Origin of the sequence: Bacillus atrophaeus, assembly GCF_001584335.1 — a bacterium.
In the GTDB taxonomy this organism is placed as follows: Bacteria; Bacillota; Bacilli; order Bacillales; family Bacillaceae; genus Bacillus; species Bacillus atrophaeus.
Window position 1 is genome coordinate 498411 of record NZ_LSBB01000018.1, and the last position, 24118, is coordinate 522528.

A 24118-nucleotide genomic window follows, 5' to 3' on the forward strand; every position below is an offset into this window, starting at 1 on the left:
TAGTAGTGTAATAAAGTTTATGGAAAGGGGATTTTAAATATGCATCACTGCAGACCGCACATGATGGCGCCGATTGTCCATCCTACTCATTGCTGCCAACACCATACGTTTTCTAATACTGTCGTGCCGCACATTCATCCACAGCATACGACAAATGTAAATCACCACAATTTCCAACACGTTCATTACTTTCCGCACACTTACTCAAATGCTGACCCGACTACACACCAGCATTTCCAAGCAGGCAAACCTTGCTGCGACTAGTATTGAACCGTGTGACTTTATTGGTGTAACATAGCAGCAAATCAAATGGGGCCATTGCGAGCCCCATTTTTTAAGCAGGTGATATGATGAAGGTACTAGCAGTTACAGGGTACAAGCCGTTTGAAATCGGCATTTTTAAACAGGATGACAAGGCTCTGGTTTACATAAAAAAAACAATAGAAAAACGCCTGATTTCGCTGATAGACGAAGGACTGGAATGGGTTTTGATATCGGGGCAGCTTGGCGCAGAGCTTTGGACGGCCGAAGTAGCCTATATGCTCCGGGAAGAGTATCCGGAATTAAAGGTGGCAGTTATTACTCCATTTTATGATCAGGAAAAGAAGTGGAAAGAACCGAACCAAGAACTGTATGAAGCTGTGCTCGCTCAGGCGGATTACGAAGCAAGCCTGACCCATAGGCCCTATGAAAGCCCGCTGCAATTCAAACAAAAAAATCAATTTTTTATACAGAAATCTGATGCGCTTATGCTGCTGTATGATCCCGAGACGGAAGGCTCGCCAAAATATATGCTGGATGCAGCAGAAAAACGGCGTGAAAAAGATGGATATCCTATCTATTTCATTACAATGGATGATCTGAGGGCGACAGTCGAGGAAGAAGACAGCCGTTATAACATGTAAGAGAAAATTTGACAAGCGCCCGGTTTTCTGAAAAAATATAAGGTAATGATTCACGATACGAGGTGAAAAAGATGCTTGCTGATAAAGTAAAGCTTTCTGCTAAAGAAATTTTAGAAAAAGAATTTAAAACAGGTGTCAGAGGATACAAACAAGAAGATGTAGACAAATTTTTAGATATGGTCATTAAAGATTATGAAACCTTCCATCAAGAAATCGAAGAGCTTCAGCAGGAAAACCTGCAGCTGAAAAAGCAGCTTGAAGAAGCCAGCAAAAAACAGCCTGTCCAATCGAATACAACCAACTTTGACATTTTAAAACGGCTGTCAAACTTAGAAAAGCATGTTTTTGGCAGTAAGCTGTACGATTGAATAAAAACTTGAAAAATGACTGAAGATGTTCTATAATGAACAGGTGTCTTAACGTTCGGGTAATCGCTGCAGATCCAGAATCTGTAGAGGAAAGTCCATGCTCGCACGGTGCTGAGATGCCCGTAGTGTTCGTGCCTAGCGAAGTCATAAGCTAGGGCAGCCCTTGAAAGGCTGACGGCAGGAAAAAAGCCTACGTCCTTTGGATATGGCTGAGTATCCTTGAAAAGTGCCACAGTGACGAAGTCTCACTAGAAATGGTGAGAGTGGAACGCGGTAAACCCCTCGAGCGAGAAACCCAAATTTTGGTAGGGGAACCTTCTTGAAGGAATTGAACAGATAGAAGGACAGAATGATTTCTGTAGATAGATGATTGCCGCCTGAGTACGAGGTGATATGCCGTTTGCAGTACGATGGAACAAAACATGGCTTACAGAACGTTAACATCATTATAATGTGAATTCAGGCTCTCCCTATAACGGAGAGCTTTTATCTTGAAAAGAAAAGTTTTAAAAGACAGGGTGATACGATGAAGAAGTATACACTAATTGCAACAGCGCCAATGGGAATTGAAGCTGTTGTCGCTAAGGAAGTACGTGAGTTAGGATATGAATGCAAGGTGGATAACGGAAAAGTCATTTTTGAAGGAGACGCGCTCGCCATTTGCCGCGCGAATCTATGGCTTCGGACCGCAGACCGTGTAAAAGTACAGGTTGCCGAATTTCAAGCGAAAACGTTTGATGAGCTGTTTGAAAAAACAAAAGCGATTGACTGGCGTGCGTTTATTCCCGAGAACGGCAAATTCCCTGTCATCGGAAAGTCCGTTAAGTCAACCCTCGCGAGTGTGCCTGACTGTCAGCGAATCGTTAAAAAAGCCATTGTGGAAAAGCTGAAACTGCAATCCGGCAAACAAAATGACTGGATTGAAGAAACAGGCGCCGAGTATAAAGTAGAGATTTCCCTTTTGAAGGATAAAGCGGTTATTACGCTTGATTCATCCGGGATAGGCCTTCATAAAAGAGGCTATCGGATCGACCAAGGCGGTGCTCCGATCAAAGAAACGCTTGCTGCTGCTTTGATTCTGCTGACAAATTGGACGCCTGACCGTCCGTTCGCCGATCCGTTTTGCGGCTCAGGAACCATCCCGATTGAAGCCGCGATGATCGGGCAAAATATCGCGCCTGGATTTAACAGAGACTTTGCTTCTGAAGGCTGGGAATGGATTGGGAAATCCGTATGGGAACAGGCGAGGCTTGAAGTCGAAGAAAAGGCTAATTATGATCAGCCGCTTCGTATTTTCGGCAGTGACGTGGATCATCGAATGGTTCAAATCGCGAAAGAGAACGCTGAAGAAGCGGGCCTTGGAGATTTGATTGAATTTAAGCAGATGCAGGTGAAAGACTTTACCACACAGCATGATTTTGGCGTTGTTGTCGGAAACCCGCCGTATGGCGAACGTCTCGGTGAGAAAAAAGCGGTCGAACAAATGTATAGAGAAATGGGTAAGGCGTTAGAAGGGCTTGATACATGGTCTGTTTACATCTTAACGTCGAATGAACAATTTGAAGAAGCGTACGGAAGAAAAGCAACGAAAAAACGAAAATTGTTCAACGGCTTTATTAAAACAGATTACTATCAATATTGGTCCAAGGTGAGACCTCAGCGCAAGAGAGCTGATAAAGAATAAAAAAGAAGACGCTCAATAAAGCGTCTTCTTGCATCTTTCAACCATATTCTATCGTTACCAACGGTGCGCTTTTGCGTTGCTTCTTAAAATAATGTTGGTTTGGGACATTTCGGTATGGCCGTTTACCTGCGACTTAGAGCGTTTAGGCCTTGTCCAATTGTGATGAAAAAGTTCGGAATGCTGATCTAATCGATCTTTATAACTCATTTCAACATCACTCCCAGATAGAATATTTTTGATAAGACGGATATTCAGACAGAATATCTTTTGTAGTGTGTGTAGATATGGCGCGGAACATGCAGGATAGCATGTATATAAAATGAAAAGTTCGCATACAATGATGATTATTTCTATTTTAGAGGTGATCTCATGATGAACAGTGAACATTTTAATCTGATCCAAAAAGCACTGGACGCGACAGTCAGCGAACTGAAGGAGCTTGAGTCTGATTTGTCTGCGTCTGTCATTACACATGCGCAAGATGATTTTGAAAAAGCAGTGAATCATATCCATTCAACAGACCATCCGTTTTTATCATCGCATATGATAAATCGAAAATGAGGTCAATAAAAACTTGGCGAGGCCAAGTTTTTTTATTGTATTCAGCAGTGTAAAGTGATAATATAGGTGGTCTGAATGTCGAATAGTTGGGGGTTGGAGCTAGGTGACAACATCACGTTTGCCTTTTTCTTTAACAAAAACAAAGAATTTTTACGAAGAACTGAACAATTGGATTGGTGACGTGTTTTACGATATTCTTCCCGAGAAAGGGTTTGACCTTCGGGATGAGCAAATATTTATGGCTTTTCAGCTTGAACGTGCGTTTAAAGAAAAAAATGTAATGTTTGCAGAAGCAGGGGTTGGAACGGGGAAAACATTGGTTTACCTGCTTTTTGCGATCAGTTACGCCAGATATGTGGGCAAACCCGCCGTTATCGCATGTGCGGATGAAACCTTAATTGAACAGCTGGTCAAAAAAGAAGGCGATATTTCAAAGCTGTCAGAGCATTTAGATTTAAAAATAGATACAAGACTTTCAAAATCTCATGAACAGTACCTTTGTTTGAAAAAACTTGAAAAAACCATGCAGCGTTCAGATGATGACAAATGGCTTGATCTTTATGAAGCCTTGCCTTCATTTGTCCATGAGTCCCAAGCGATGCAGCGGTTCCATCCTTATGGCGACCGAAAGCAGTACGCTAACTTGTCTAATGAAGAATGGTCACAGGTCAATTATGATTCTTTTCAGGATTGCCTGACATGTGATATGAGGCATAGATGCGGATTAACGCTATCAAGAGACCACTACAGAAAGTCAACTGACCTGATCATATGTTCACACGATTTTTATATGGAACATGTATGGACGGAAGAATCCCGCAAACGCGAGGGGCAGCTGCCGCTTTTGCCTGATCACAGTGCGGTTGTGTTTGACGAAGGCCACTTATTAGAGTTTGCCGCGCAAAAAGCATTAACCTACAGAGTGAAGCAGTCCACTCTTGAAATGTTTTTAGAACGCCTGCTGCAAAATGATATACGGGAAGAGTTTGCGGAACTGATTGAAGATTCGCTTGCGGCTAATGATGAATTCTTCTATGTTCTTACTGAGGAATCAAAGGAAGTTGCCGGCTCACACCGTCTTGAAATCAAGAATGCCAAACGTGTTAAACAGGCTGCGGACGAGCTTTGCCGTTTGCTTGATAAAATCGGAGAAGCTCTCGTCTTCGAATCAGAAATGTATACCATTGATCAATACGCACTATCTGTTGTTGAAGAATATATTGAACAAATGGCGCATTCTTTATCCTTGTATCAAAAAAATGCAATCAGCTGGCTTGAACAGAAAGAAGCCGACTCAACCTTTGTCGTGATGCCGAGAACAGTATCTGAAGTGCTTGGCGAGAAGGTATTTTCTAAAAAGATTCCATTTATCTTTTCATCCGCTACGCTGTCAGAAGGCGGTTCGTTTGATTATATTGCCGGCAGTCTCGGCATTCGTGACTACTTATCGCTGACAGTTGATTCTCCGTATGATTATGAAGAGCAAATGGCAGTGAATCTTTACGGAGAAAAAGGAAATGAATTGACCGATGAGCAAAAAACCGCTCAAACGATTGAGACCATTAAACACTATAATGGCAGAACGCTTGTGCTCTTTCCGTCATTTGCTGAGCTGGATCTGTTTAAAGAGCAGTCTTCCGCTTGGGACTTGCCTTATCCGATTTACTTCGAAGGTGATGAAGAGATCAGCAATCTTGTGGAAAAATTTCAACAGGATGAAGAATCCGTGTTATGTTCCGTTCATTTATGGGAAGGACTTGATATACCGGGTGATTCATTGAAAAATGTCACCATCTGGTCGTTGCCTTACCCGCCGTATGATCCCGTGTTTACGGCAAAACGCAACGGAGCGAAAAAAGATCCGTTCCAGGAAGTAGATCTTCCGTACATGCTGCTAAGGCTGCGGCAGGGGATCGGACGTCTTATCCGTTCGAATCAAGACAGCGGCTCTATAAACATTTATGTGTCGGGAGAAAAAGAAACGGTCCTGAACGAAGTGAAAAACATATTGCCGGTTGATCCAATTTCACATTAAAAAATGAAGGCTGCCCAAGCTTGGGGCAGCCTTTTTGCTGTATTTATCGGGCGAGCCAGCCGCCGTCTACTGCTAAAATGTGTCCGTTTACATAATCAGAGGCACGTGATGCCAAAAAGACAGCGGCACCGCCGATATCATTTGCTTCTCCCCATCTTCCCGCAGGAATTCGCTTCAAGATTTCACCGTTGCGCTCTTCGTCCTCGCGAATCGGTTTTGTATTGGCGGTTGCAATATAACCGGGTGCGATGGCGTTCACTTGCACGCCGCTTTGCGCCCATTCATTTGCGAATGATTTTGTTAAGCCGGCAACCGCATGCTTGCTTGCTGTATAAGCTGGCACGAAAATCCCGCCTTGAAATGAGAGAAGGGAGGCAATATGAATAATTTTGCCGCTTTTTTTTCGCAGCATGTATGTTCCTGCTGTCTGTGTCAGTAAAAACAAGCTGTTTAAGTTCACATCCAGAACGCTTTTCCAATCCTCTTCAGCATATGAAGCTGCCGGTTCACGGCGAATGATGCCGGCGTTATTGACTAAAATATCAATTGGATGCTTTTCAAAAAGCTCAGAGGCCGCGTCCTTTATTTCATCCGGTTTTCCCATATCAAGCCGGACAGATGTGAACGTGCGGCCTTCTTGTTCTACAAGCCGCTGTGTTTCTGAAAGACTGCTTTTATGGGATGTGCCGATAATATCAGCTCCGGCACCCGCTAAAGCTATAGCAATTCCTTGTCCGATTCCGGTGCCCGGTCCTGTCACAAGTGCCGTCTTGCCTTCTAGTGAAAATGTTGTTTGTAAATAGCTCATTTACTTCAAGCCATTCATCGGGACAAGATCCATGTCCGTAAATGTGTAATTTTCTCCCGCCATCGCCCAAACGAAGCTGTAATTTGACGTTCCCGCTCCGGAGTGAATAGACCATGCCGGTGAAAGGACAGCCTGTTCATTTCCAACGACAAGATGGCGGGTTTCGTCAGGTTCCCCCATGAAATGAAATACTTTCGCATCCTCATTTAAATCCAGATAAAGATAAGCTTCCATCCGGCGGTCATGCACATGCGCCGGCATCGTATTCCAGTTGTTGTTTTTCTCAAGAACGGTGATGCCCATCATCAGCTGGCAGCTTTTAATGCCGTCGTTATGAATCACTTTGTATAGATCCCGAACATTTGAGGCGGCATCATCACCGAGATGTGCAGGTGTCAGTTCTGAAATCGCCGCTTTTTGTGTTGGATATTGCTGGTGTGCCCCTGCAGAAACAAAGTAGAACTTTGCTGCTTCACCGTTCAGGTTGGAGAAAGACACATCGCGATGGCCCATGCCGATATAAAGGAAATCCTTTGTTTGCAGCACATATTCTTCATCCCCGACCTTCACGACACCCGGTTTGCCAACATTGATAATTCCGATTTCCCGTCTTTCCAGAAAAAATTCTGTTTTAAGAAAATCTCCTGCATCAAGCTTTATATTGGCTTTTACAGGAGCGGCGCCTCCGATCACAACACGATCTTCGTGTGAGTAGAACATCGTCAATTCATTTTCCGTAAACAAAGACTCCATTAAGAAATGGCTGCGCAGCTCCTCAGTCGTAAATCGTTTAACTTGTTCAGGATGTACAGAATAACGATTCTCCATTACATTTCCCCCTTGAAAGTCATTTCGATAACACTTGAATGAAATAAATAAAGATTTTGGTAACGGTTTCAAAGAAAATTTTAGAATAAATAGTTAAAAGAGTCAACAATATTTGTTAAATAAAAAAACTCTTCCCAATTTTTGAAATTATGTTATTCTTATGTTGTGAAGATTTTGAAATCGGTTTCAAATCTAAAGTATGAGATACAGGAGCGCTTGAATGAAAAAGAAAACGAGTCATGTGACGATTACCGAAGTAGCAGAATATGCAGGGGTGTCAAAATCTACCGTGTCCCGTTACATAAACGGGAAAGCAGATGCGATTTCTCCTCAAAAAGTAAAAAAGATCAAAAAAGCAATTGAAGAACTGAATTACCGTCCAAGTAAATTGGCGCAAGGACTGAAAGTCAGAAAAAGCAAATTAATCGGGTTTGTTGTGGCGGATATCACCAATCCCTTTTCAGTCGCTGCCCTTAGAGGTGTAGAAGAAGTTTGTGATCAATATGGCTATAGCATTATGGTCTGCAACACGGACAACAGTCCGGAAAAGGAACGGGAAATGCTGTTTAAGCTGATTGACCACTCTATTGAGGGCCTGATATTAAATGCGACAGGGCAAAATGCGGATGTTCTTCAATCGTTTGCTGCTCAGGATGTCCCGGTTGTTTTAATCGACCGAAAAATGCCTGATATGAAATTGGATACAGTCACCACCGACAACAGGAGCATCACAGCAGAAATTCTTCAGATCATTTACAGCAAAGGATATATAGAAGTGGCGCTTTTCACTGAACCGATTGCCTCGATCAGTCCGCGTGCAGAAAGGGCATCTGCTTATAAGGAAATAGCTGCGGTCCATAATTGGGACCATCTTCCGCGAATGTATGAAATAGATGTGAAAAGCAAAGCGCAGCTTACCCAAGCGGTGACAACATTTTTACATGAAAATCCGACTCGTAAAAAAGCCATCTTGGCCTCAAATGGCCTGATATTGCTGAAAATCATCAGCTGTATGGCTGAGCTTGGCGTCAGTATTCCCGAAGATGCAGGGATCGCAGGGTTTGATGATACAGAATGGTACAAATTAATCGGACCAGGTATTACGACGATTGCACAGCCATCTCATGACATGGGAGTGGCGGCTATGGAACGGATTTTAAAGCGGCTAGAAGGGGACACCGGAGCGCCGCAAACCATTCAATTGAATGCTGAAGTCATCATGAGACACTCTTTGTAACGATTAGATGCATGGATGTAAAAATAAGAAGCTCAGGAAACGGGGGGCAATAGATGAAGCTGGATGTTGTGACATTCGGGGAATCCATGGCGATGCTTTATGCAATGGAGTACGGCGGGCTGCACAAAGCTTCTACATTTTCCAAAGCGCTCGCCGGCGCTGAAAGCAATGTGGCATGCGGTTTATCACGGCTTGGCTATCTGACGGGCTGGATGAGCAAGGTTGGAGATGATCAGCTCGGAACGTTTATATTACAAGAGCTTGAAAAAGAAGGGGTAGACATCTCGCATGTCATTCGCGCAAAAGACGGCAGCCCCACCGGCCTTTTGCTGAAATCAAAAGTAGAGGAGGGAGATCCTGAGGTAACCTATTATAGGAAGCATTCAGCCGCAAGCACTTTAGCGCCCGCAGATTATCCCTCAGATTACTTCAGAATGGCGAAGCATTTGCATGTAACGGGAATCCCTCCTGTTTTGTCAAAGAATATGAGGGAATTTGCGTATCTTGCGATGAAAGACATGAAACAGGCCGGAAAAACGGTGTCATTTGATCCGAATTTGAGGCTATCGCTGTGGCCTGACCGCGCCACTATGGCGCATAGCATTAATGAACTGGCCGAATTGGCAGACTGGTTTCTCCCCGGCATTACAGAAGGAGAGCTATTAACAGGTGAAAAAACGCCTGAGGGTATCGCGGATTTTTATCTTGAAAAAGGCGTCAGCTTCATTGCGATTAAGCTTGGGAAAGACGGCGCTTATTTCAAAACGAAACACGAAGACGGATATATAGAAGGATACCACGTTGAAAACGTCATAGACACTGTAGGGGCAGGAGACGGGTTTGCTGTCGGTGTGATCAGCGGAGTGCTGGATGGACTATCATTCCAAGACGCCGTTCAAAGAGGAAATGCAATCGGCGCTTTGCAGGTGCAGGCCCCGGGCGATATGGACGGTTTGCCGACAAGGGAAAAACTCGCATCATTTTTATCGCGGAACAAAGTCATTCACCAGAAGAAAGGGGAGTGCTAACATGGAAAACCCACACTTGGAAAACCAGCTCCAAGAGGCCAAGCTCATCGCAGTTATTCGGTCAGCCGATAAACATAAGGCGAAGCAGCAAATCGAAAGAATCATAGAAAAAGGCATTACGGCCATTGAGGTGACCTATACCACACCTGGGGCATCAGATATTATAGAAGCTTTTCGGGAACGAGGCGATGTGCTGATCGGAGCCGGTACTGTCATTTCAGCGGAACAGGCTCAGGAAGCGGTACAGGCAGGAGCACAATTTATTGTCAGTCCGGGCTTTTCTGCTGATCTTGCCGAGTACCTTTCATTTTTAGATACCCTTTATATACCGGGGGTGATAACGCCGAGCGAAATAATGGAAGCGCTGACATTTGGTTTTAACACCCTAAAACTTTTTCCGAGCGGAGCATTTGGCATCTCCTATATGAAGAATCTGGCGGGGCCTTTCCCGCAGGTGACATTTATTCCGACAGGCGGAATTCACCCGGCTGAAGTCCCTGAATGGCTGAAAGCGGGCGCCGGGGCTGTCGGTGTCGGCAGTCAGATTGAAAACTGCTCGAAAGCTGATCTGGAGTTGATTTTTCAAGTGTAAGCAGTATACAAGGCTTTTGTTTTTCCATAACAAGAGGATGGGAGAATGAAGATGAAAATCAAAGCGACCATAGAACGGATACCCGGCGGGATGATGATTATCCCGCTGTTTTTAGGAGCGGCTTTAAACACATTTGCTCCAAACACAGCGGAGTTTTTTGGCGGATTTACGGGAGCGCTTATTACCGGAACGCTTCCCATTTTAGGCGTTTTCATCTTTTGTGTAGGAGCTACCATTGATTTTCGTTCTTCAGGCTATATTGCCAGAAAAGGAATGACCCTTCTCCTTGGAAAAATCGGGTTTGCCGCCTTGCTGGGGTTAATCGCAGCTCAATTTATTCCGGAAGACGGGATTCAATCAGGCTTTTTTGCCGGGCTCTCTGTTTTGGCTATCGTTGCAGTGATGAATGAAACGAACGGCGGACTCTACCTTGCCCTGATGAACCACATGGGAAGGAAAGAGGATGCCGGGGCTTTTGCGTTTATCAGCACTGAATCAGGACCCTTCATGACAATGGTGACATTCGGCGTTACAGGATTAGCCGCTTTCCCGTGGGAAACACTGGCGGCAACCGTCATACCGTTTTTACTTGGGTGTATACTCGGAAACCTGGATCATGAGCTCAGAGATTTGTTTAGCAAAGTGGTGCCGGCAATCATTCCGTTTTTCGCTTTTTCGCTAGGCAACACGCTGAATTTTGGCATGCTGCTCCAATCAGGATTGCTGGGTATTTTCATCGGGATGTCTGTCGTCATTTTATCCGGAGGCTCTCTGTTTTTACTTGATCGCTTTATCGCAAGGGGTGACGGGGTGGCAGGAGTGGCAGCTTCTTCTACTGCGGGAGCGGCGGTCGCTGTTCCTTATGCATTAGCCGAGGCAAACGCAGCTTTTGTCCCTGTAGCGGAGGCAGCAACTGCCATCATTGCGACAAGTGTTATTGTGACGTCACTGTTAACACCGCTTGCGACGGTTTGGGTTGATAAAAAAGTAAGACGAAACAAACATAAGACACCGCCGCCTGATAAACAAGTCACATTGCATTGATCGGTGTAAAGCGGAATAAGGCTGACGGCGAAAAAAACGGACAGCCTTATTTGCTCTGATGGAATACGTCGCAGTTGACTTTCACCGCTCCTTCCATTAGCCTGAAATGGATAACGTCTCACGATATGAATGGGGGGATTATTTATGGAATTACATACTTACGAAAAAGAGTTTTTTGATCTTTTGAAAAAAATCTCACATTATGAAGAAGCAGTGGTATTAATGCACTGGGATCTTAGAACGGGTGCGCCTAAAAACGGTGCAGAAGATCGGGCTGAGAGCATTGGTCAGCTGTCGGCCGATATATTTAACATGAAAACCTCAAAGCGGATGAAGGAGCTTCTGGACGCTCTTTATGAAAAATTCGAGGAATTGCCTGAAGATACGAAAAAAGCAGCAGAATGGGCTAAAAAAGATTATGAAGAGAATAGTAAAATTCCTGAAAAAGAATACAAAGAGTATGTCGTACTCTCATCAAAAGCTGAGACTGTATGGGAAGATGCGAAAGAGCAATCAGATTTTTCCTTGTTTGCTCCGTACCTTAAACAGCTGATTGAATACAATAAACGATTCATTACCTATTGGGGCTATGAAGGCCACCCTTACAATACCCTGCTTGATTTATTTGAGCCAGGCGTAACCGTTGACGTTCTTGATGAGCTGTTTTCAGAACTGAAAAAAGCGATCATCCCTCTTGTTAAAAAAGTATCAGCTTCAATCAATAAGCCGGACACAAGCTTTATCCATCAATCTTTCTCTAAGAAAAAGCAAAAAGACCTCAGCTTGTATTTTTTAAAAGAGCTCGGCTACGATTTTAACGGCGGGCGTTTGGATGAAACGGTTCATCCATTTGCGACAACGATTAATCGCGGTGATGTACGGGTGACAACAAGATTTGATGAGAACGATTTCCGTACGGCAATCTTTGGGACGATTCATGAGTGCGGCCACGCCATATATGAGCAAAATATTGATGAAGCGCTTAGCGGCACAAATTTATCAGACGGTGCCTCCATGGGCATCCACGAATCTCAATCATTATTTTATGAAAATTTTATCGGGCGGAACGAGAACTTCTGGAAAACGTATTATCCGAAAATGCAGGAAGCTTCCCCAGAGCAGTTCAGACATGTTGCTCTTGAAGAGTTTGTCCTGGCCGTAAATGAATCTAAGCCGTCGCTTATTCGTGTGCAAGCCGATGAACTTACCTATCCGCTGCATATTATTATTCGATATGAAATTGAAAAAGCGATTTTCAGCAATGAAGTGTCTGTGGAGGAGCTGCCAGCACTTTGGAATCAAAAATATGAAGAGTATTTAGGTATCACGCCGCCAAACGACGCTCAGGGGATTTTACAAGATGTTCACTGGGCGTGCGGTGATTTCGGATATTTTCCATCCTACGCGCTGGGATACATGTATGCTGCCCAGCTGAAAAACAAAATGCTCGAGGACTTGCCTGAGTTTGATACGTTGGTGGAAAAAGGCGAATTCCAACAAATTAAAGAATGGCTGACAGAAAAGGTCCATGTTCATGGCAGACGGAAAAAGCCGCTTGAAATTATTAAAGAAGCTACAGGTGAAGAACTAAATGTTCGCTATCTCATTGAATATTTGAAAAACAAATATTCAAACCTATATTTGTCATAATCTTGCGCCTGGCGGCATTGTTCCGTCAGGCGCTGCTTTTAGCAATTATCTCAATTTTCACTAAAAACGAATAATGAAGTGGAGAGAACACAAGAAAGTTCGGTAATTTTCATTTTCCTCTTTGCAAGCGCAAATAAACTTGCTATAATTTGTTACAATATCATATATACACTCATATAATCGCGTGGATATGGCACGCAAGTTTCTACCGGACACCGTAAATGTTCGACTATGAGTGAGCAATGAGACCGTATTTTTGGGTTTTGTGTATTCAGCATTGCTTGCTCTTTAATTCTTGAGCGGGTAATGCTTTTTTTATTTTAAAATCGGAGGTATGCGCTGTGGAAGCACTGAAACGAAAAATAGAGCAAGAGGGCATTGTTCTCTCAGATCAGGTATTAAAAGTAGATTCTTTTTTGAATCACCAGATTGATCCGCTGCTTATGCAGCAAATCGGGGACGAGTTTGCCTCCAGATTCGAAAAAGACGGTATCACAAAGATCGTCACGATTGAATCATCTGGAATCGCTCCTGCCGTGATGGCCGGTTTGAAGCTGGGTGTTCCGGTTATTTTTGCGAGAAAACATAAATCTCTCACTCTTACAGACAATCTATTGACGGCATCTGTGTATTCTTTTACGAAGAAAACAGAAAGCCAAATTGCTGTATCGGGAACCCATCTTTCTTCCGATGACAAGGTATTAATCATTGATGACTTTTTAGCAAACGGACAAGCCGCACACGGACTTGTTTCTATTGTTAAACAGGCTGGCGCCGATGTTGCCGGACTAGGCATTGTCATTGAAAAATCGTTTCAGCCCGGAAGAGACGAATTGGAACAGCTTGGCTACCGTGTGGAATCATTGGCCAGAATTCAATCGTTAGAAGAAGGAAAGGTATCCTTCGTGCAGGAGGTCCGTTCATGAAAAATGGCTTTGGCAAAACGCTTTCTCTAGGTATACAGCATGTGCTTGCCATGTATGCGGGTGCGATTGTCGTCCCCCTGATTGTAGGGGCTGCGCTCGGCTTATCGCCAAAGGAGCTGACTTATTTAGTATCCATTGATATTTTTATGTGCGGTGCCGCTACGCTTCTTCAAGTATGGAGCAACAAGTTTTTCGGGATCGGGCTTCCGGTTGTCTTGGGCTGTACGTTTACCGCCGTTTCGCCAATCATTGCCGTCGGGACCGAATACGGTGTTTCCGCGGTTTACGGAAGCATTATCGCTTCAGGCTTGCTAGTTATTCTCATTTCTTTTTTCTTCGGGAAACTCGTTGCTTTCTTTCCTCCGGTTGTGACGGGTTCAGTTGTGACGATCATCGGAATCACGCTTATGCCGGTGGCGATGAATAATATCGCCGGCGGAGAAGGCAGCGCTGATTTTGGAGATGCCTCCAATCTCATTCTCGGTTTTATCGTGCTTGCTGTTATTGTCCTGCTGTACCGCTTCACAAAAGGATTTTTAAAATCAATTTCCATCCTGATCGGAATTGTTTTCGGCACAGGCATCGCATTTTTTATGGGGAAGGTGCACTTTGACAACGTGGCACAAGCAGACCTGTTCCAAATGGTTCAGCCCTTTTATTTCGGTGCACCCTCATTTCATGTGGCACCGATTATTACGATGTTCATTGTTGCCGTTGTAAGCCTGGTAGAATCAACAGGCGTCTACTTTGCTTTAGGCGATTTGACAAACCGCCGCCTTACTGAAAAAGATTTGGCAAAAGGTTACCGTGCAGAAGGAGTAGCCGTCTTTTTAGGCGGTATTTTTAACGCGTTTCCTTATACGGCTTATTCGCAAAACGTCGGGCTCGTCCAGCTGACTGGTATTAAGAAAAATGCTGTGATTGTTGTGACGGGAGCCATGCTGATGGTGCTTGGTCTATTTCCAAAAGTCGCCGCGTTTACTACGATTATTCCGTCGGCGGTGTTGGGAGGAGCAATGGTGGCAATGTTCGGCATGGTCATTGCTTACGGCATAAAAATGCTCAGCCGCATTGACTTCGGAACACAGGAAAACCTGTTGATTGTTGCCTGCTCAGTCGGCCTCGGCCTAGGAGTCACGGTTGTCCCTGATATTTTTAAACAACTGCCCGCTTCCATCACGTTGCTGACAACAAACGGTATCGTGGCCGGAAGTTTTACGGCGATCCTGTTAAATATCATTTATAATATGGTCCCAAAAACTAAAAAGAAAAGCAGTGATTTGGACATTAACCAAAAAACAGCTGTATAACTCCGCTTTGGCGGAGTTTTTTTGTATACAAAATGGATAATTGCGGAAAAATATATGCAAAGAGGTGGCGACATGGCATATATTTTATCGGTTGGAACGAGCATCCCTTCATACAATGTAAATCAAAAGAAAGCGATCGAATTTGCAAGGCATATGTTTCAAGATTCATTTAAAGACATTGAGCGTCTGTTAAAAGCGTTCGAAAATGGAGAAATTGAATCCAGACAATTTGTCAGGCCGATTGAATGGTACAAAGAGAATCACAGCTTTGGAGAAAAAAACCGCCTCTACATCAATGAAACCGTCAAACACTGTACGCAGGCAGTGACTGAATGCCTGACAAGTCCTGACTTTATGGAAGAATCAATCCCGTACGAAAAGGTAGAAGCCATTTTTTTCGTATCCAGCACAGGCCTGTCAACCCCAAGCATTGAGGCGAAGGTGATGAATGAACTGCCGTTTTCTCCTTATACGAAACGCATTCCGATATGGGGACTTGGATGTGCGGGAGGCGCTTGCGGTCTTTCCCGCGCTTTTGAATACTGCAAGGCATATCCTGACGCTTATGTCCTGGTCATCGCTGCAGAGCTGTGCAGCTTAACATTCCAGCCCGGCGATAAGACGAAAAGCAATCTTATCGGCACTTCCTTATTCGCTGACGGTATTGCAGCAGCTTTACTTTGTGGTGAACAGGCGGTTCGGCATTCAGCGAAGCTTGATCTTTTGCCGCGTATTTTTGATTCCCAATCTGTCACGATGAAACAGTCGGAAGATGTGATGGGCTGGGATTTCACCGATCAAGGGTTTCAGGTTATTTTTTCAAGAGATATTCCGACATTGATAGAAGGATGGTTAAAAGGCAACGTTGAAGCCTTTTTGGCCAAGCATCAGCTTACATTCTATGATATAAAAGCTTTTCTTGCTCATCCAGGCGGCAAGAAGGTCATCGAGGCGTATATCAAGAGTCTGAGCATACCTGCAGAACAGCTTGCATCCTCCCAAAAGATACTAAGAAAGCATGGGAATATGTCTTCAGCAACGATTATGTATGTGATCAAAGACCATCTGCTGTTCGGGAAACAAAACGAAGCAGAAAACGGAATGATTGGGGCGCTGGGTCCGGGATTTTCTTCAGAGCTCTTGTTGTTCACGTGGGAAAAGGAGGCCTAAATATGTTTTGGCTATTTATTCTCATTCTTGCTGTCCAACGAATAGCGGAAATCATAGTGGCAAAGCAAAATGAACAAAAAGTAAAAAAACAAGGAGCGATTGAATACGGTGAGGGGCATTACCCTTATATCGTCTTGATGCATGTGCTGTTTTTTGTGTCGTTAATCTGTGAAGTGCTTTTGTTGCATAAAGAGCCGTCAAGCTGGTGGATTGGCATTCTGACAGCCATTATTCTCGTACAGGGAGTCAGATACTGGGTGCTATTATCATTAGGTGCGCATTGGAACACCAAAATTCTCGTTGTGCCCGATGCCGAGCTTATCAAAAAAGGACCGTATAAATGGCTCAAGCACCCAAACTATGCCGTCGTGATGGTGGAAATCATCCTTTTGCCGCTTTTATATGGAGCTTACTGGACGCTCATATTGTTTACCATCTTAAATGCCTTCATGCTGTCGGTCCGTATACGGGTTGAGGATAAAGCATTAAGAGAACACGCTTCAAAATAGAGATTGAATATCATTCTCAATCATGATAAAATGAAGTTGAAAAAGATTCTCAATAGGATGGTGAGGCAAATGACCATGTTGTTTTTGCTCGCGTCGGTTTGTACATACAGCGCATTAATCGGCTTTGTTTTAAAAGGAATTTCTAATAAATCTGTTTAATTATAAAATCTGACATAAAGCTGCCGATACGGCGGCTTTTTTTCTTAATTTCTTATCATATGAAGAAATTTTTTCTGTTCTTGTGTAAAATGGTGAGAGAAGTTTTTTCAGATCTTTCTAAAAAGATCCGCAATTGATCCGACACAAAGGGGCACAGACACATGACAGAACGAAATGCACAAGTCCTTCTAGACAAAACAGGGGCGCTCTACGAACAATTGATTAAGAGTCATGATAAACAAAGAGCGGATAAACTGGCAGCGATTATGAAAAAAGCAGTCGATGAAGATGTTTATATCGCGTTTACCGGGCATTACTCGGCGGGGAAGTCTTCTCTTATAAACAGCCTTTTATTAGAGAACATATTGCCGACAAGCCCGATTCCGACAAGCGCGAATGTCGTAGTGATCAGAAAAGGAGGCCAGCGGGTGGTTTTACATACTACAGAAGGAGCCTGCGCTGAGCTGGAAGGAGCCTACGACAAAGAAGCGGTGCAGCAATTCTGCAAAGACGGCGAACAAATAGAAACGGTTGAGATCTTTGATGATTACAAAGGGGTAGATCCGCACGTTGCCTACATAGACACGCCGGGAATAGATTCAACCGATGAAGCGCATTTTTTATCAGCCGCCTCAATCCTTCACCAAGCTGATGCGCTTTTTTACGTCGTTCACTATAACCATGTCCATTCAGAGGAAAATGTTTTTTTCCTCAGATCGATAAAAGATTCCATCCCGAATATTTATTTTATCGTGAACCAAATTGACCGCCATGATGAAGCGGAAACACCTTTTAAGGACTATCAAGCACAGGTGGAAGACATGCTCGCCAATGAAGGCATCTCCAAAGACGCGCTTTTTTTCACCTCAGTCACAGAACCTGAGCATCCATTAAACGAAATCGGCAGTTTGCGGAGGACATTAAAGGAGCTTGAACAGCAGTCGAAAGAACAGATGCTCTTATTAACAGAGCAAAAAATCACAAATCTTCTGCGGGATCATACAGAAATGCTCACACAGCAGGATGTAAAGGACGGCCCGGACTTCACGGAACAGCTGAAGACACAAACAGAGCTGGTGAATTCACTAAAGTCTGAACTGGAGGAAACCGCCCAAAAACCGATTCAGGCTGAACATGTGATAAAGGAAGAGGTTAACCGAATTCTCAACAACGCGAACTTAACACCATTTGAAATGAGGGAACTTGCAGCAGCATGTTTAGAATCGAAAGAACCCGGGTTTAAAACCGGATTTCTATTTTCTAAAGCAAAAACAGCGCAAGAGAAGGAGAGGAGAAGGGCTGACTTTTTCGCCGACGTGAAAAAGAGAACAGAGGCTGAGGCGGATTGGCACATTATTGATACCCTCAACAAGCAGGCAAAAGCCTTTCGAATAGAATCAAATGATTGTTTAAAACGTATTCAAGCTTACCGCACTCCGTTGCATATTGACATGATAGAGCGGGCCGTCAAACCGGGGGCCAAGCTTTCTCCGGAATATGTTCTTACATATACGAAAGACCTGGCGGATTTGATTCGCAGAGAAGCCAAAGCAAAAGCGGCGGAAATTGCCGAGAAGATCGCCTCCTTTATCAGAGACGGCAGTGCCGGACAACAAAAAGAAATCCAAGCGCATCTGCAGAGAGAAACAGAAAAACTTGAGCTTCTTCAAAAAAAAGCTGATACCAAACAAAAAAACCGCGCGCAAGCTGATTATATTTGGGCTTTATGGAACGAAGAACTGACGAATGACATTCCGCAAAAGCCGGACTGGTTTAAAGGGATGAAAAAGACAGTCTCTGCGCCTCTAAGGAAACAGAAGGAAAGACCGGACGCCGCACGCCGGGCTCAGCCTGTAAAAAGCGGAGACAGAGATTTCCAGATGCAGGATCAAATACAGCGCTTTTATCAGCTGTCTGATTTGCTGGGCGGATTCAGTATGCTGTCCAAACAAACAGAAGCCTTCCGGGGCAGAATCAAAAGGCTTGAAGAGAGACAATTTACTCTTGCTCTTTTTGGCGGCTTCAGCTCGGGAAAATCTTCGTTTGCCAATGCGCTTGTAGGTGAACGAGTGCTTCCATCATCGCCGACGCCGACAACCGCAACGATTAATAAAGTCACAAAACCGATAAACGGCAAAAAACATAAGACGGCGGATGTGGTGTTTAAAACAGAGGATGATATCATTGCCGAACTTGTTCAACTGACCGGAATCAATATTTCAGAGCAGAAGGGAAAATCACTTTCTGAGAAATTACAAACGATGATGAAAAAAGGGCGCTTGCAGGAGGATCAAATCCGGACAATCGGAAACTTTCTGAATGCTTACCGAAACTATGAACAGCATATTCGGGAGCAAATTGTATTGACCATTCCGCTGGATGAATTGAAGCCTTATGTGGCGGAAGAAACAACAGCCTGCATCGTAAAAGCTGTGACGGTCTACTACACCTCTCCGCTTACTGAGAAGGGCATCACGATTGTAGACACACCGGGGGCAAGCAGCTTAAATAAACGGCATACCGAGCTTGCGTTTCAATATATAAAAGATGCAGATGCTTTCTTTTATATGACGTATTATCAGCATTCTTTCTCAAAAGGAGACAAATCGTTTTTACGCAAACTTGGGCTGGTGAAAGAATCACTCAGCATGGATAAGATGTTCTTCGTGATCAATGCGGCAGATTTAGCGGAAAATGAACGCGAGCTTGAAACTGTGACAGATTACGTTGGTTCAGAACTTGCAAAAGAGGGAATTCAGCAGCCCCAGCTTTATTCTGTGTCCAGCAAAGACGAATTGCAGGGCAAACGGGAAACTTTTTATAACCGTTTTCCGGATGTAAGGGCCAGTCTTGACCGCTTTATTGAGGTAGATCTGATGAAGGAATCTGCCGGCCAGCTAGCAGCAGAAGCCGATAAACTATGTGAAACAGTTTATCAGCTCCATGAATCCCTTCACCGGTCGAATGAGGAAAAGGAAGCCGAAAAAGAGCGTCTGAATGAGTCGTTTGAATCGGCTGCTGCTGATATAAAACAACGCCGGCATTCAGATGTAATTATTGACAAAGTGAAAAAAGATACACAAGAACAGCTTTATCATATTAAGCAGCGTTTATCATTTTACGCAAATGATTTGTTTAAAACGGCGTTTTATCCGGGGCTTCAGCAAGGTGATTGGAAGGCGAACTTGAAAAAAGCGCTGCAAGATGCATTAAAGGAATATCAATTTGAGTTTATTCAGGAAATTAAAACGCTGGATATTCGGATGACCGGTTTCATCGAACAGCATATGACGGAAGAATGGATGGAAACCTGCCAGAGAAAACTGAGTGAAGACGGTTATTTTTCCATATACATGAACGGAAATCACTCAAGAAGTTTACAGCTGAAAGAAGTGGAACCGGAGCTTAACGAAAGTGAATTTGCTCAAGAGCAAAAAGAAGTCAAATCGCCGAAACAATTTTTTGAGCAAAATGGAAAAGCGGCCTTTGTGGAAGCTTTGCGGCTGAAGCTTTTGAAAGTAACGGAAAATTGGATTAAAAAAGAAGAGGAAAGCCTTATAGCGCGATATGCCGGGCATGTCGAAAGTCTGCAAAATGAAAGCGCGGAAAAAGCTCTTTCTCAAATTCAGGACCAGAAAGAGACGTACCTTCAAGGGCTTAAAGAAGGCGAGGCCGCCAGTGAAGTGGAAAGCGCGTATCAAGCATGTATTACCTGGCAGAAGTCAGACGAAGAGATGAAAATATAAAATATAAGTTGGTTCGTATGTGAAGTCATGATAGACTAAATAAAAAAAGCGAGATGAACTATTGATGTCAAACGTCCACGAAGCAATCACAGCACACTCAAACAAACAGCATCAGCATATTAAACATTTTTTACAGCTTGAACAAAAGCGGGAACAGGCGATCGAAGAAACAGTCGCCAAATGTCAAAACGGTGAGCCTTTTACTACGGATACGATTAATGAAATCACCGCTGAAATGAATCAGCTTGCCAAACAGGGCATCGTGCCCACTAGGCGGCTTGTCACTAAAGAAATGGTTGAAGAATATGCGAACAGAAAATAAGATGGATGATCCTCCCTCGGGTGTACGGCGTTCTATAAGCGCATACTAAACGTATACCGGTATAAGGGGGAATTTATGATGGGCAGAACAAAACTGGGAAACAGAAACGCTCAGCAAAATAATAATGTGAAAAAGAAAAATGGCTTTCAGACACAATTTGATTCCTATGCCGGGCGTGAAGCTGAAAAGCTGATTGCCAGCAACAAAAAGCATAACGACTAAACATATGCAGCAGCATCTCTTTTAAAGAGATGCTGTTTTCTTTTTTTTTAATACTTATGGTAAAATAGGAAGACTGAGTGTAAAAGGAGTTAATTTGAATGAAGAAAAAATTATTGCTTGTCGATGGTATGGCTCTTTTGTTCCGTTCGTTTTTCGCAACAGCCGTGCATCGCAATTTTATGATAAATGACAGCGGGGTGCCGACAAACGGCGTCAATGGGTTTTTAAAACACCTAATTACGGCGATGGAAAGATTTCAGCCGACCCATGTCGTATGCTGCTGGGATATGGGGAGCAAAACGTATCGAAACGACTTGTTTCAAGACTATAAAGCCAACCGCAGCCAGCCGCCGATTGAGCTTGTGCCTCAATTTGATCTGGCAAAGGAAGCCGCCGCAGAACTCGGCATTTTGAATATAGGCCTTAAAGGATATGAAGCAGACGATTGCATCGGGACACTGGCAGCCTTATTTACTGAAGAAGCGGAAATCACGATTGTGACAGGAGATAAAGACTTACTCCAGCTTTTATCTGACGGAATTAACGTGGCTTTGCTGCAAAAAGGCATCGGTAATTATAAAATATATACAAAAGATTTATTTTATGAAGAAACCGGGGTCCTTCCTACAGCTTTAATTGATGTAAAAGCGCTGATGGGTGATTCAAGCGATAATTACCCTGGTGTGAAAGGGATCGGTGAAAAAACAGCCTACAAGCTTATAGGCGAATACGAAACGATTGAGCGTTTACTGGAAAATATCGCTCTTTTGCCAAAAGGCCAGCAGGGGAAAATACAGGCAGGATTAAAGGAGCTCGGCATTTCAAGACAGCTTGCCGAAATTAATTGTGCCGTTCCGTTAACTTGCGCTCTGACAGATGCGGTTTTTACTCTTCAATTGGAACAAGCCGGCATGATGCTTCGCCGGCATCAAATTAAAGGCATTGAGCGTATGCTTGAAAAGCTGAACGCTAGAGAGATCAGTTCATGATCTTCTCTAGCGTTTTGTATTGCTTTTTTTTGCTTTTTCCTCAAGCTCGGATTTAGGGTCGTTATGAGTATTTCCTTCTAAACCGCCTTGCGGGGAAACGCCGCCGGTAAGCCGGCCCTTGTCTTTTTTATTCATTATTGTTCACCTCGTCTTTAGGATAAACAATTTGTAAGGATTTAATTCTTTTGATTCAGCCGGATCGCCTCTTTTGCCAGGTGATCAGCTTTTTGATTTTGCCTGCCTGGAATCCATTTGATAAAAAACAAGGGAAATGCCGATTTTAATTGGATGATTTCATCAACAAAAGGCTGAAATGATTTATTTTTCACAAACTCGAGATCGGCCGCCCGCTCCACAATATCCGAATCAGTTCGGAAGGAAACAGACTGATACCCGCGCTCAGCACATATTTTCATTCCCTCAATCAATGCAAGAAATTCTGCTTCTTGATTCGTATATGTGCCAATTGGGATGGAAAAGGATTCCGTTGTGCCTTCATATTTTATAAAAATTCCGATGCCGGACAGCCCGGGATTACCGGCGCTGGCTCCGTCAATATATATTTCTGCTGGCATAATTAACCCCTTTCGCCATTTGGTGTCATTTTTTTTGCTGCATAGGCATAGGGGAGAGAAATCAGCGAGACCGCAAACTTAATCAAATACGTTGAAATAAAAATACTGAACCAAACACCTGCCGGATAGACGCCCAAAAAAGCCACTCCGGTAAATATAAATGTATCTAACAGCTGGCTGATCGCGGTACTGCCGCTGTTTCTCAGCCAAAGAAGACGGTCTGAAGGAAATATCCTTCTGATTGCCGAATATACATAAACATCTAGCATTTGGCTGAAAATAAAGGCAAGCAGACTTCCGAGGGCGACTCTTGGCAGGAAACCAAAAATCGTCTCCAGCGCTGTTTGTGAGATATCGGATGCGGCTGGTTCATAGAGCAGAACACCTTGCATGAGGCATGTTAATGTCAGCAGTGTAGAAAAACCGAGCCATACCGCTTTTCTGGCTTCAGCCGGGCCGTATTTTTCATTCAGCACATCTGTCGCGAAAAAGATCGTGCCGTACATAATATTCCCGAGCGTCGCCGTAAGGCCAAACAGCTCAACGGTTTTGACCACTTGCAGGTTAGCGCACACAGTGGCGAAGCCAATCCATACAAACAGGCCCATTTTGCCAAATCCTTTATAAAATAAAAGAACAATGATAAAATGAATGATCGCAAAAAAGATCCATAATGAGTTATTAAACAAAACGGTGCAAGCTTCCTTTCTGGGGTAGATTAAGAACGGTTTGATTATAGCACATGCCCGGCAACTAATGAATGGTAAGGTGATCTTAAATGAATCTTAGACCGCATATGAAAATAGAAGCTAAGGGAACGGGAGGTGTCTCGTTTCTGGCAGAGAATTGGATCAGCGTCCAAGAAGCGCGGATGCTTGGGCGGGAGCTCGGCCGTTCTCCTTTTATAAAAGAATTTGGGTTTGAGGATGAGAAGGGGAGCAACTGGACGCTGAAGGAGCTGGAAAAGCTGACGGAAGAGCTTTCACAAGAGCCTGATGAGATTACTGTGTATTTTGACGGCAGTTTTGATAAAGACAGCGAGCTTGCCGGGCTTGGAATCGTCGTCTATTATACATTGGCGGGTCATCGCCGCCGACTCCGGAAAAATAAAAGCTTCCGGCTGAAAACAAATAACGAAGCGGAATATGCCGCGCTGTATGAAGCTCTCAGGGAAGTGAGAGAACTCGGGGCAAGCAGAAATTCAATTACGATCAAAGGAGATTCCCTCGTCGTCTTGAATCAGCTTGATGGCAGCTGGCCCTGCTATGATCCGTCCCATAATCAATGGCTGGATAAAATAGAAGCGCTGCTTGAATCCTTGAAGCTCAGCCCGACATACGAAACCATTAATCGAAAAGAAAATCAAGAAGCTGATGATCTCGCCAAAAAAATCCTGTCACATCAATTCGTTGAAAGCCATATGAAATTAGATCATAACGGAGATGACTGA

At 43.8% G+C, this 24118-nt stretch carries 27 protein-coding genes, 1 other RNA gene and 1 riboswitch; of the genes, 22 read left to right on the plus strand and 6 right to left on the minus strand.

The window, feature by feature from the left end:
- The first annotated feature begins 39 nt into the window (after positions 1 to 39).
- The 5 genes from cotD to AXI57_RS11435 all read left to right on the plus strand — a co-directional run bounded on the left by cotD (position 40) and on the right by AXI57_RS11435 (position 2957).
- The gene (cotD, locus tag AXI57_RS20875) at positions 40 to 264 is read left to right on the plus strand and encodes a spore coat protein CotD (protein WP_003325661.1); all 225 of its coding nucleotides are present in this window, start codon (positions 40 to 42) and stop codon (positions 262 to 264) included.
- 86 nt (positions 265 to 350) lie between these two features.
- Positions 351 to 905 (plus strand): SLOG family protein, encoded by a 555-nt coding sequence (locus tag AXI57_RS11420; protein WP_003325662.1) that lies wholly within the window; start codon positions 351 to 353, stop codon positions 903 to 905.
- Between the two features lie 71 nt (positions 906 to 976).
- A complete protein-coding gene (gene gpsB / locus AXI57_RS11425; RefSeq protein WP_003325664.1) occupies positions 977 to 1273 on the plus strand; it encodes a cell division regulator GpsB in 297 nt (98 codons plus the stop codon).
- Between the two features lie 51 nt (positions 1274 to 1324).
- Positions 1325 to 1708: RNase P RNA component class B (gene rnpB / locus AXI57_RS11430), an RNA gene on the plus strand.
- 91 nt (positions 1709 to 1799) lie between these two features.
- Entirely contained in the window at positions 1800 to 2957 is a 1158-nt protein-coding gene (locus AXI57_RS11435) for a THUMP domain-containing class I SAM-dependent RNA methyltransferase (protein WP_061670118.1), read from the plus strand.
- A 54-nt stretch (positions 2958 to 3011) separates the two neighbouring features.
- Here the strand turns inward: AXI57_RS11435 and AXI57_RS20880 are convergent, their stop codons facing one another.
- On the minus strand, positions 3012 to 3164 hold the full coding sequence (locus AXI57_RS20880) for a YpzG family protein (RefSeq protein WP_003153548.1): 153 nt from the start codon (positions 3162 to 3164) through the stop codon (positions 3012 to 3014).
- Positions 3165 to 3326: 162 nt separating this feature from the next.
- On the opposite strand from AXI57_RS20880, the gene AXI57_RS11440 reads away from it, so the two are divergent.
- Both AXI57_RS11440 and AXI57_RS11445 read left to right on the plus strand, forming a co-directional pair.
- The gene (locus AXI57_RS11440) at positions 3327 to 3518 is read left to right on the plus strand and encodes a hypothetical protein (protein ID WP_010789018.1); all 192 of its coding nucleotides are present in this window, start codon (positions 3327 to 3329) and stop codon (positions 3516 to 3518) included.
- Positions 3519 to 3621: 103 nt separating this feature from the next.
- The gene (locus tag AXI57_RS11445) at positions 3622 to 5553 is read left to right on the plus strand and encodes an ATP-dependent DNA helicase (protein ID WP_003325668.1); all 1932 of its coding nucleotides are present in this window, start codon (positions 3622 to 3624) and stop codon (positions 5551 to 5553) included.
- A gap of 43 nt (positions 5554 to 5596) precedes the next feature.
- On the opposite strand, the gene kduD is transcribed toward AXI57_RS11445, so the two are convergent.
- Together kduD and kduI are read right to left on the minus strand one after the other, a co-directional pair.
- Entirely contained in the window at positions 5597 to 6361 is a 765-nt protein-coding gene (gene kduD / locus AXI57_RS11450) for a 2-dehydro-3-deoxy-D-gluconate 5-dehydrogenase KduD (protein WP_061670119.1), read from the minus strand.
- A complete protein-coding gene (gene kduI / locus AXI57_RS11455) occupies positions 6362 to 7189 on the minus strand; it encodes a 5-dehydro-4-deoxy-D-glucuronate isomerase (RefSeq protein WP_061670120.1) in 828 nt (275 codons plus the stop codon).
- 220 nt (positions 7190 to 7409) lie between these two features.
- On the opposite strand from kduI, the gene AXI57_RS11460 reads away from it, so the two are divergent.
- The 14 genes from AXI57_RS11460 (at position 7410) to AXI57_RS11515 (ending at position 22093) form a co-directional block, all read left to right on the plus strand.
- Positions 7410 to 8426 (plus strand): LacI family DNA-binding transcriptional regulator, encoded by a 1017-nt coding sequence (locus tag AXI57_RS11460; RefSeq protein ID WP_061670121.1) that lies wholly within the window; start codon positions 7410 to 7412, stop codon positions 8424 to 8426.
- A 53-nt stretch (positions 8427 to 8479) separates the two neighbouring features.
- Positions 8480 to 9454 carry a sugar kinase gene (locus AXI57_RS11465; RefSeq protein WP_061670122.1) on the plus strand — a complete coding sequence of 325 codons (975 nt, stop codon included), beginning with the start codon at positions 8480 to 8482 and terminating at the stop codon, positions 9452 to 9454.
- Between the two features lies 1 nt (position 9455).
- Entirely contained in the window at positions 9456 to 10046 is a 591-nt protein-coding gene (eda, locus tag AXI57_RS11470) for a bifunctional 4-hydroxy-2-oxoglutarate aldolase/2-dehydro-3-deoxy-phosphogluconate aldolase (RefSeq protein WP_061670123.1), read from the plus strand.
- Positions 10047 to 10097: 51 nt separating this feature from the next.
- Positions 10098 to 11090, plus strand: coding sequence for a 2-keto-3-deoxygluconate transporter (gene kdgT, locus AXI57_RS11475; protein WP_003325674.1), 993 nt, complete (start codon positions 10098 to 10100; stop codon positions 11088 to 11090).
- A gap of 144 nt (positions 11091 to 11234) precedes the next feature.
- Positions 11235 to 12740, plus strand: a complete 1506-nt coding sequence (locus AXI57_RS11480; RefSeq protein WP_061670124.1) for a carboxypeptidase M32 — start codon at positions 11235 to 11237, stop codon at positions 12738 to 12740.
- A 152-nt stretch (positions 12741 to 12892) separates the two neighbouring features.
- Positions 12893 to 12992, plus strand: a riboswitch (purine riboswitch).
- 89 nt (positions 12993 to 13081) lie between these two features.
- Entirely contained in the window at positions 13082 to 13666 is a 585-nt protein-coding gene (xpt, locus tag AXI57_RS11485) for a xanthine phosphoribosyltransferase (protein WP_061670125.1), read from the plus strand.
- A complete protein-coding gene (gene pbuX, locus AXI57_RS11490; protein ID WP_061670126.1) occupies positions 13663 to 14976 on the plus strand; it encodes a xanthine permease PbuX in 1314 nt (437 codons plus the stop codon). Before xpt ends, pbuX begins: the two co-directional genes overlap by 4 nt.
- A gap of 72 nt (positions 14977 to 15048) precedes the next feature.
- Complete coding sequence (locus AXI57_RS11495) at positions 15049 to 16146, plus strand: type III polyketide synthase (RefSeq protein WP_061670250.1); 1098 nt, start codon at positions 15049 to 15051, stop codon at positions 16144 to 16146.
- Positions 16147 to 16148: 2 nt separating this feature from the next.
- Complete coding sequence (locus AXI57_RS11500; RefSeq protein ID WP_061670127.1) at positions 16149 to 16655, plus strand: isoprenylcysteine carboxyl methyltransferase family protein; 507 nt, start codon at positions 16149 to 16151, stop codon at positions 16653 to 16655.
- A 69-nt stretch (positions 16656 to 16724) separates the two neighbouring features.
- Entirely contained in the window at positions 16725 to 16814 is a 90-nt protein-coding gene (fbpC, locus tag AXI57_RS20885) for a Fur-regulated basic protein FbpC (RefSeq protein ID WP_100198805.1), read from the plus strand.
- A gap of 161 nt (positions 16815 to 16975) precedes the next feature.
- A complete protein-coding gene (dynA, locus tag AXI57_RS11505) occupies positions 16976 to 20560 on the plus strand; it encodes a dynamin GTPase (RefSeq protein WP_061670128.1) in 3585 nt (1194 codons plus the stop codon).
- Between the two features lie 64 nt (positions 20561 to 20624).
- Positions 20625 to 20882 (plus strand): YpbS family protein, encoded by a 258-nt coding sequence (locus AXI57_RS11510; protein ID WP_003325682.1) that lies wholly within the window; start codon positions 20625 to 20627, stop codon positions 20880 to 20882.
- Between the two features lie 75 nt (positions 20883 to 20957).
- On the plus strand, positions 20958 to 21104 hold the full coding sequence (locus AXI57_RS21360) for a hypothetical protein (RefSeq protein WP_141292140.1): 147 nt from the start codon (positions 20958 to 20960) through the stop codon (positions 21102 to 21104).
- 98 nt (positions 21105 to 21202) lie between these two features.
- Positions 21203 to 22093: a 5'-3' exonuclease gene (locus AXI57_RS11515; protein WP_061670129.1), complete on the plus strand. Its 891-nt coding sequence runs from the start codon at positions 21203 to 21205 to the stop codon at positions 22091 to 22093.
- A 6-nt stretch (positions 22094 to 22099) separates the two neighbouring features.
- On the opposite strand, the gene sspL is transcribed toward AXI57_RS11515, so the two are convergent.
- Genes sspL through AXI57_RS11530 form a run of 3 tightly spaced genes read right to left on the minus strand, consistent with a single transcriptional unit; the run spans position 22100 to position 23357 of the window.
- Positions 22100 to 22228: a small, acid-soluble spore protein L gene (gene sspL, locus AXI57_RS11520; protein WP_061670130.1), complete on the minus strand. Its 129-nt coding sequence runs from the start codon at positions 22226 to 22228 to the stop codon at positions 22100 to 22102.
- Positions 22229 to 22269: 41 nt separating this feature from the next.
- Positions 22270 to 22668: a reverse transcriptase-like protein gene (locus AXI57_RS11525; protein WP_061670131.1), complete on the minus strand. Its 399-nt coding sequence runs from the start codon at positions 22666 to 22668 to the stop codon at positions 22270 to 22272.
- A gap of 2 nt (positions 22669 to 22670) precedes the next feature.
- Positions 22671 to 23357 carry a queuosine precursor transporter gene (locus tag AXI57_RS11530; RefSeq protein WP_061670132.1) on the minus strand — a complete coding sequence of 229 codons (687 nt, stop codon included), beginning with the start codon at positions 23355 to 23357 and terminating at the stop codon, positions 22671 to 22673.
- Positions 23358 to 23446: 89 nt separating this feature from the next.
- Between AXI57_RS11530 and AXI57_RS11535 the strand changes: the two genes are divergently transcribed.
- Positions 23447 to 24118 carry a ribonuclease H family protein gene (locus AXI57_RS11535; protein ID WP_010788999.1) on the plus strand — a complete coding sequence of 224 codons (672 nt, stop codon included), beginning with the start codon at positions 23447 to 23449 and terminating at the stop codon, positions 24116 to 24118.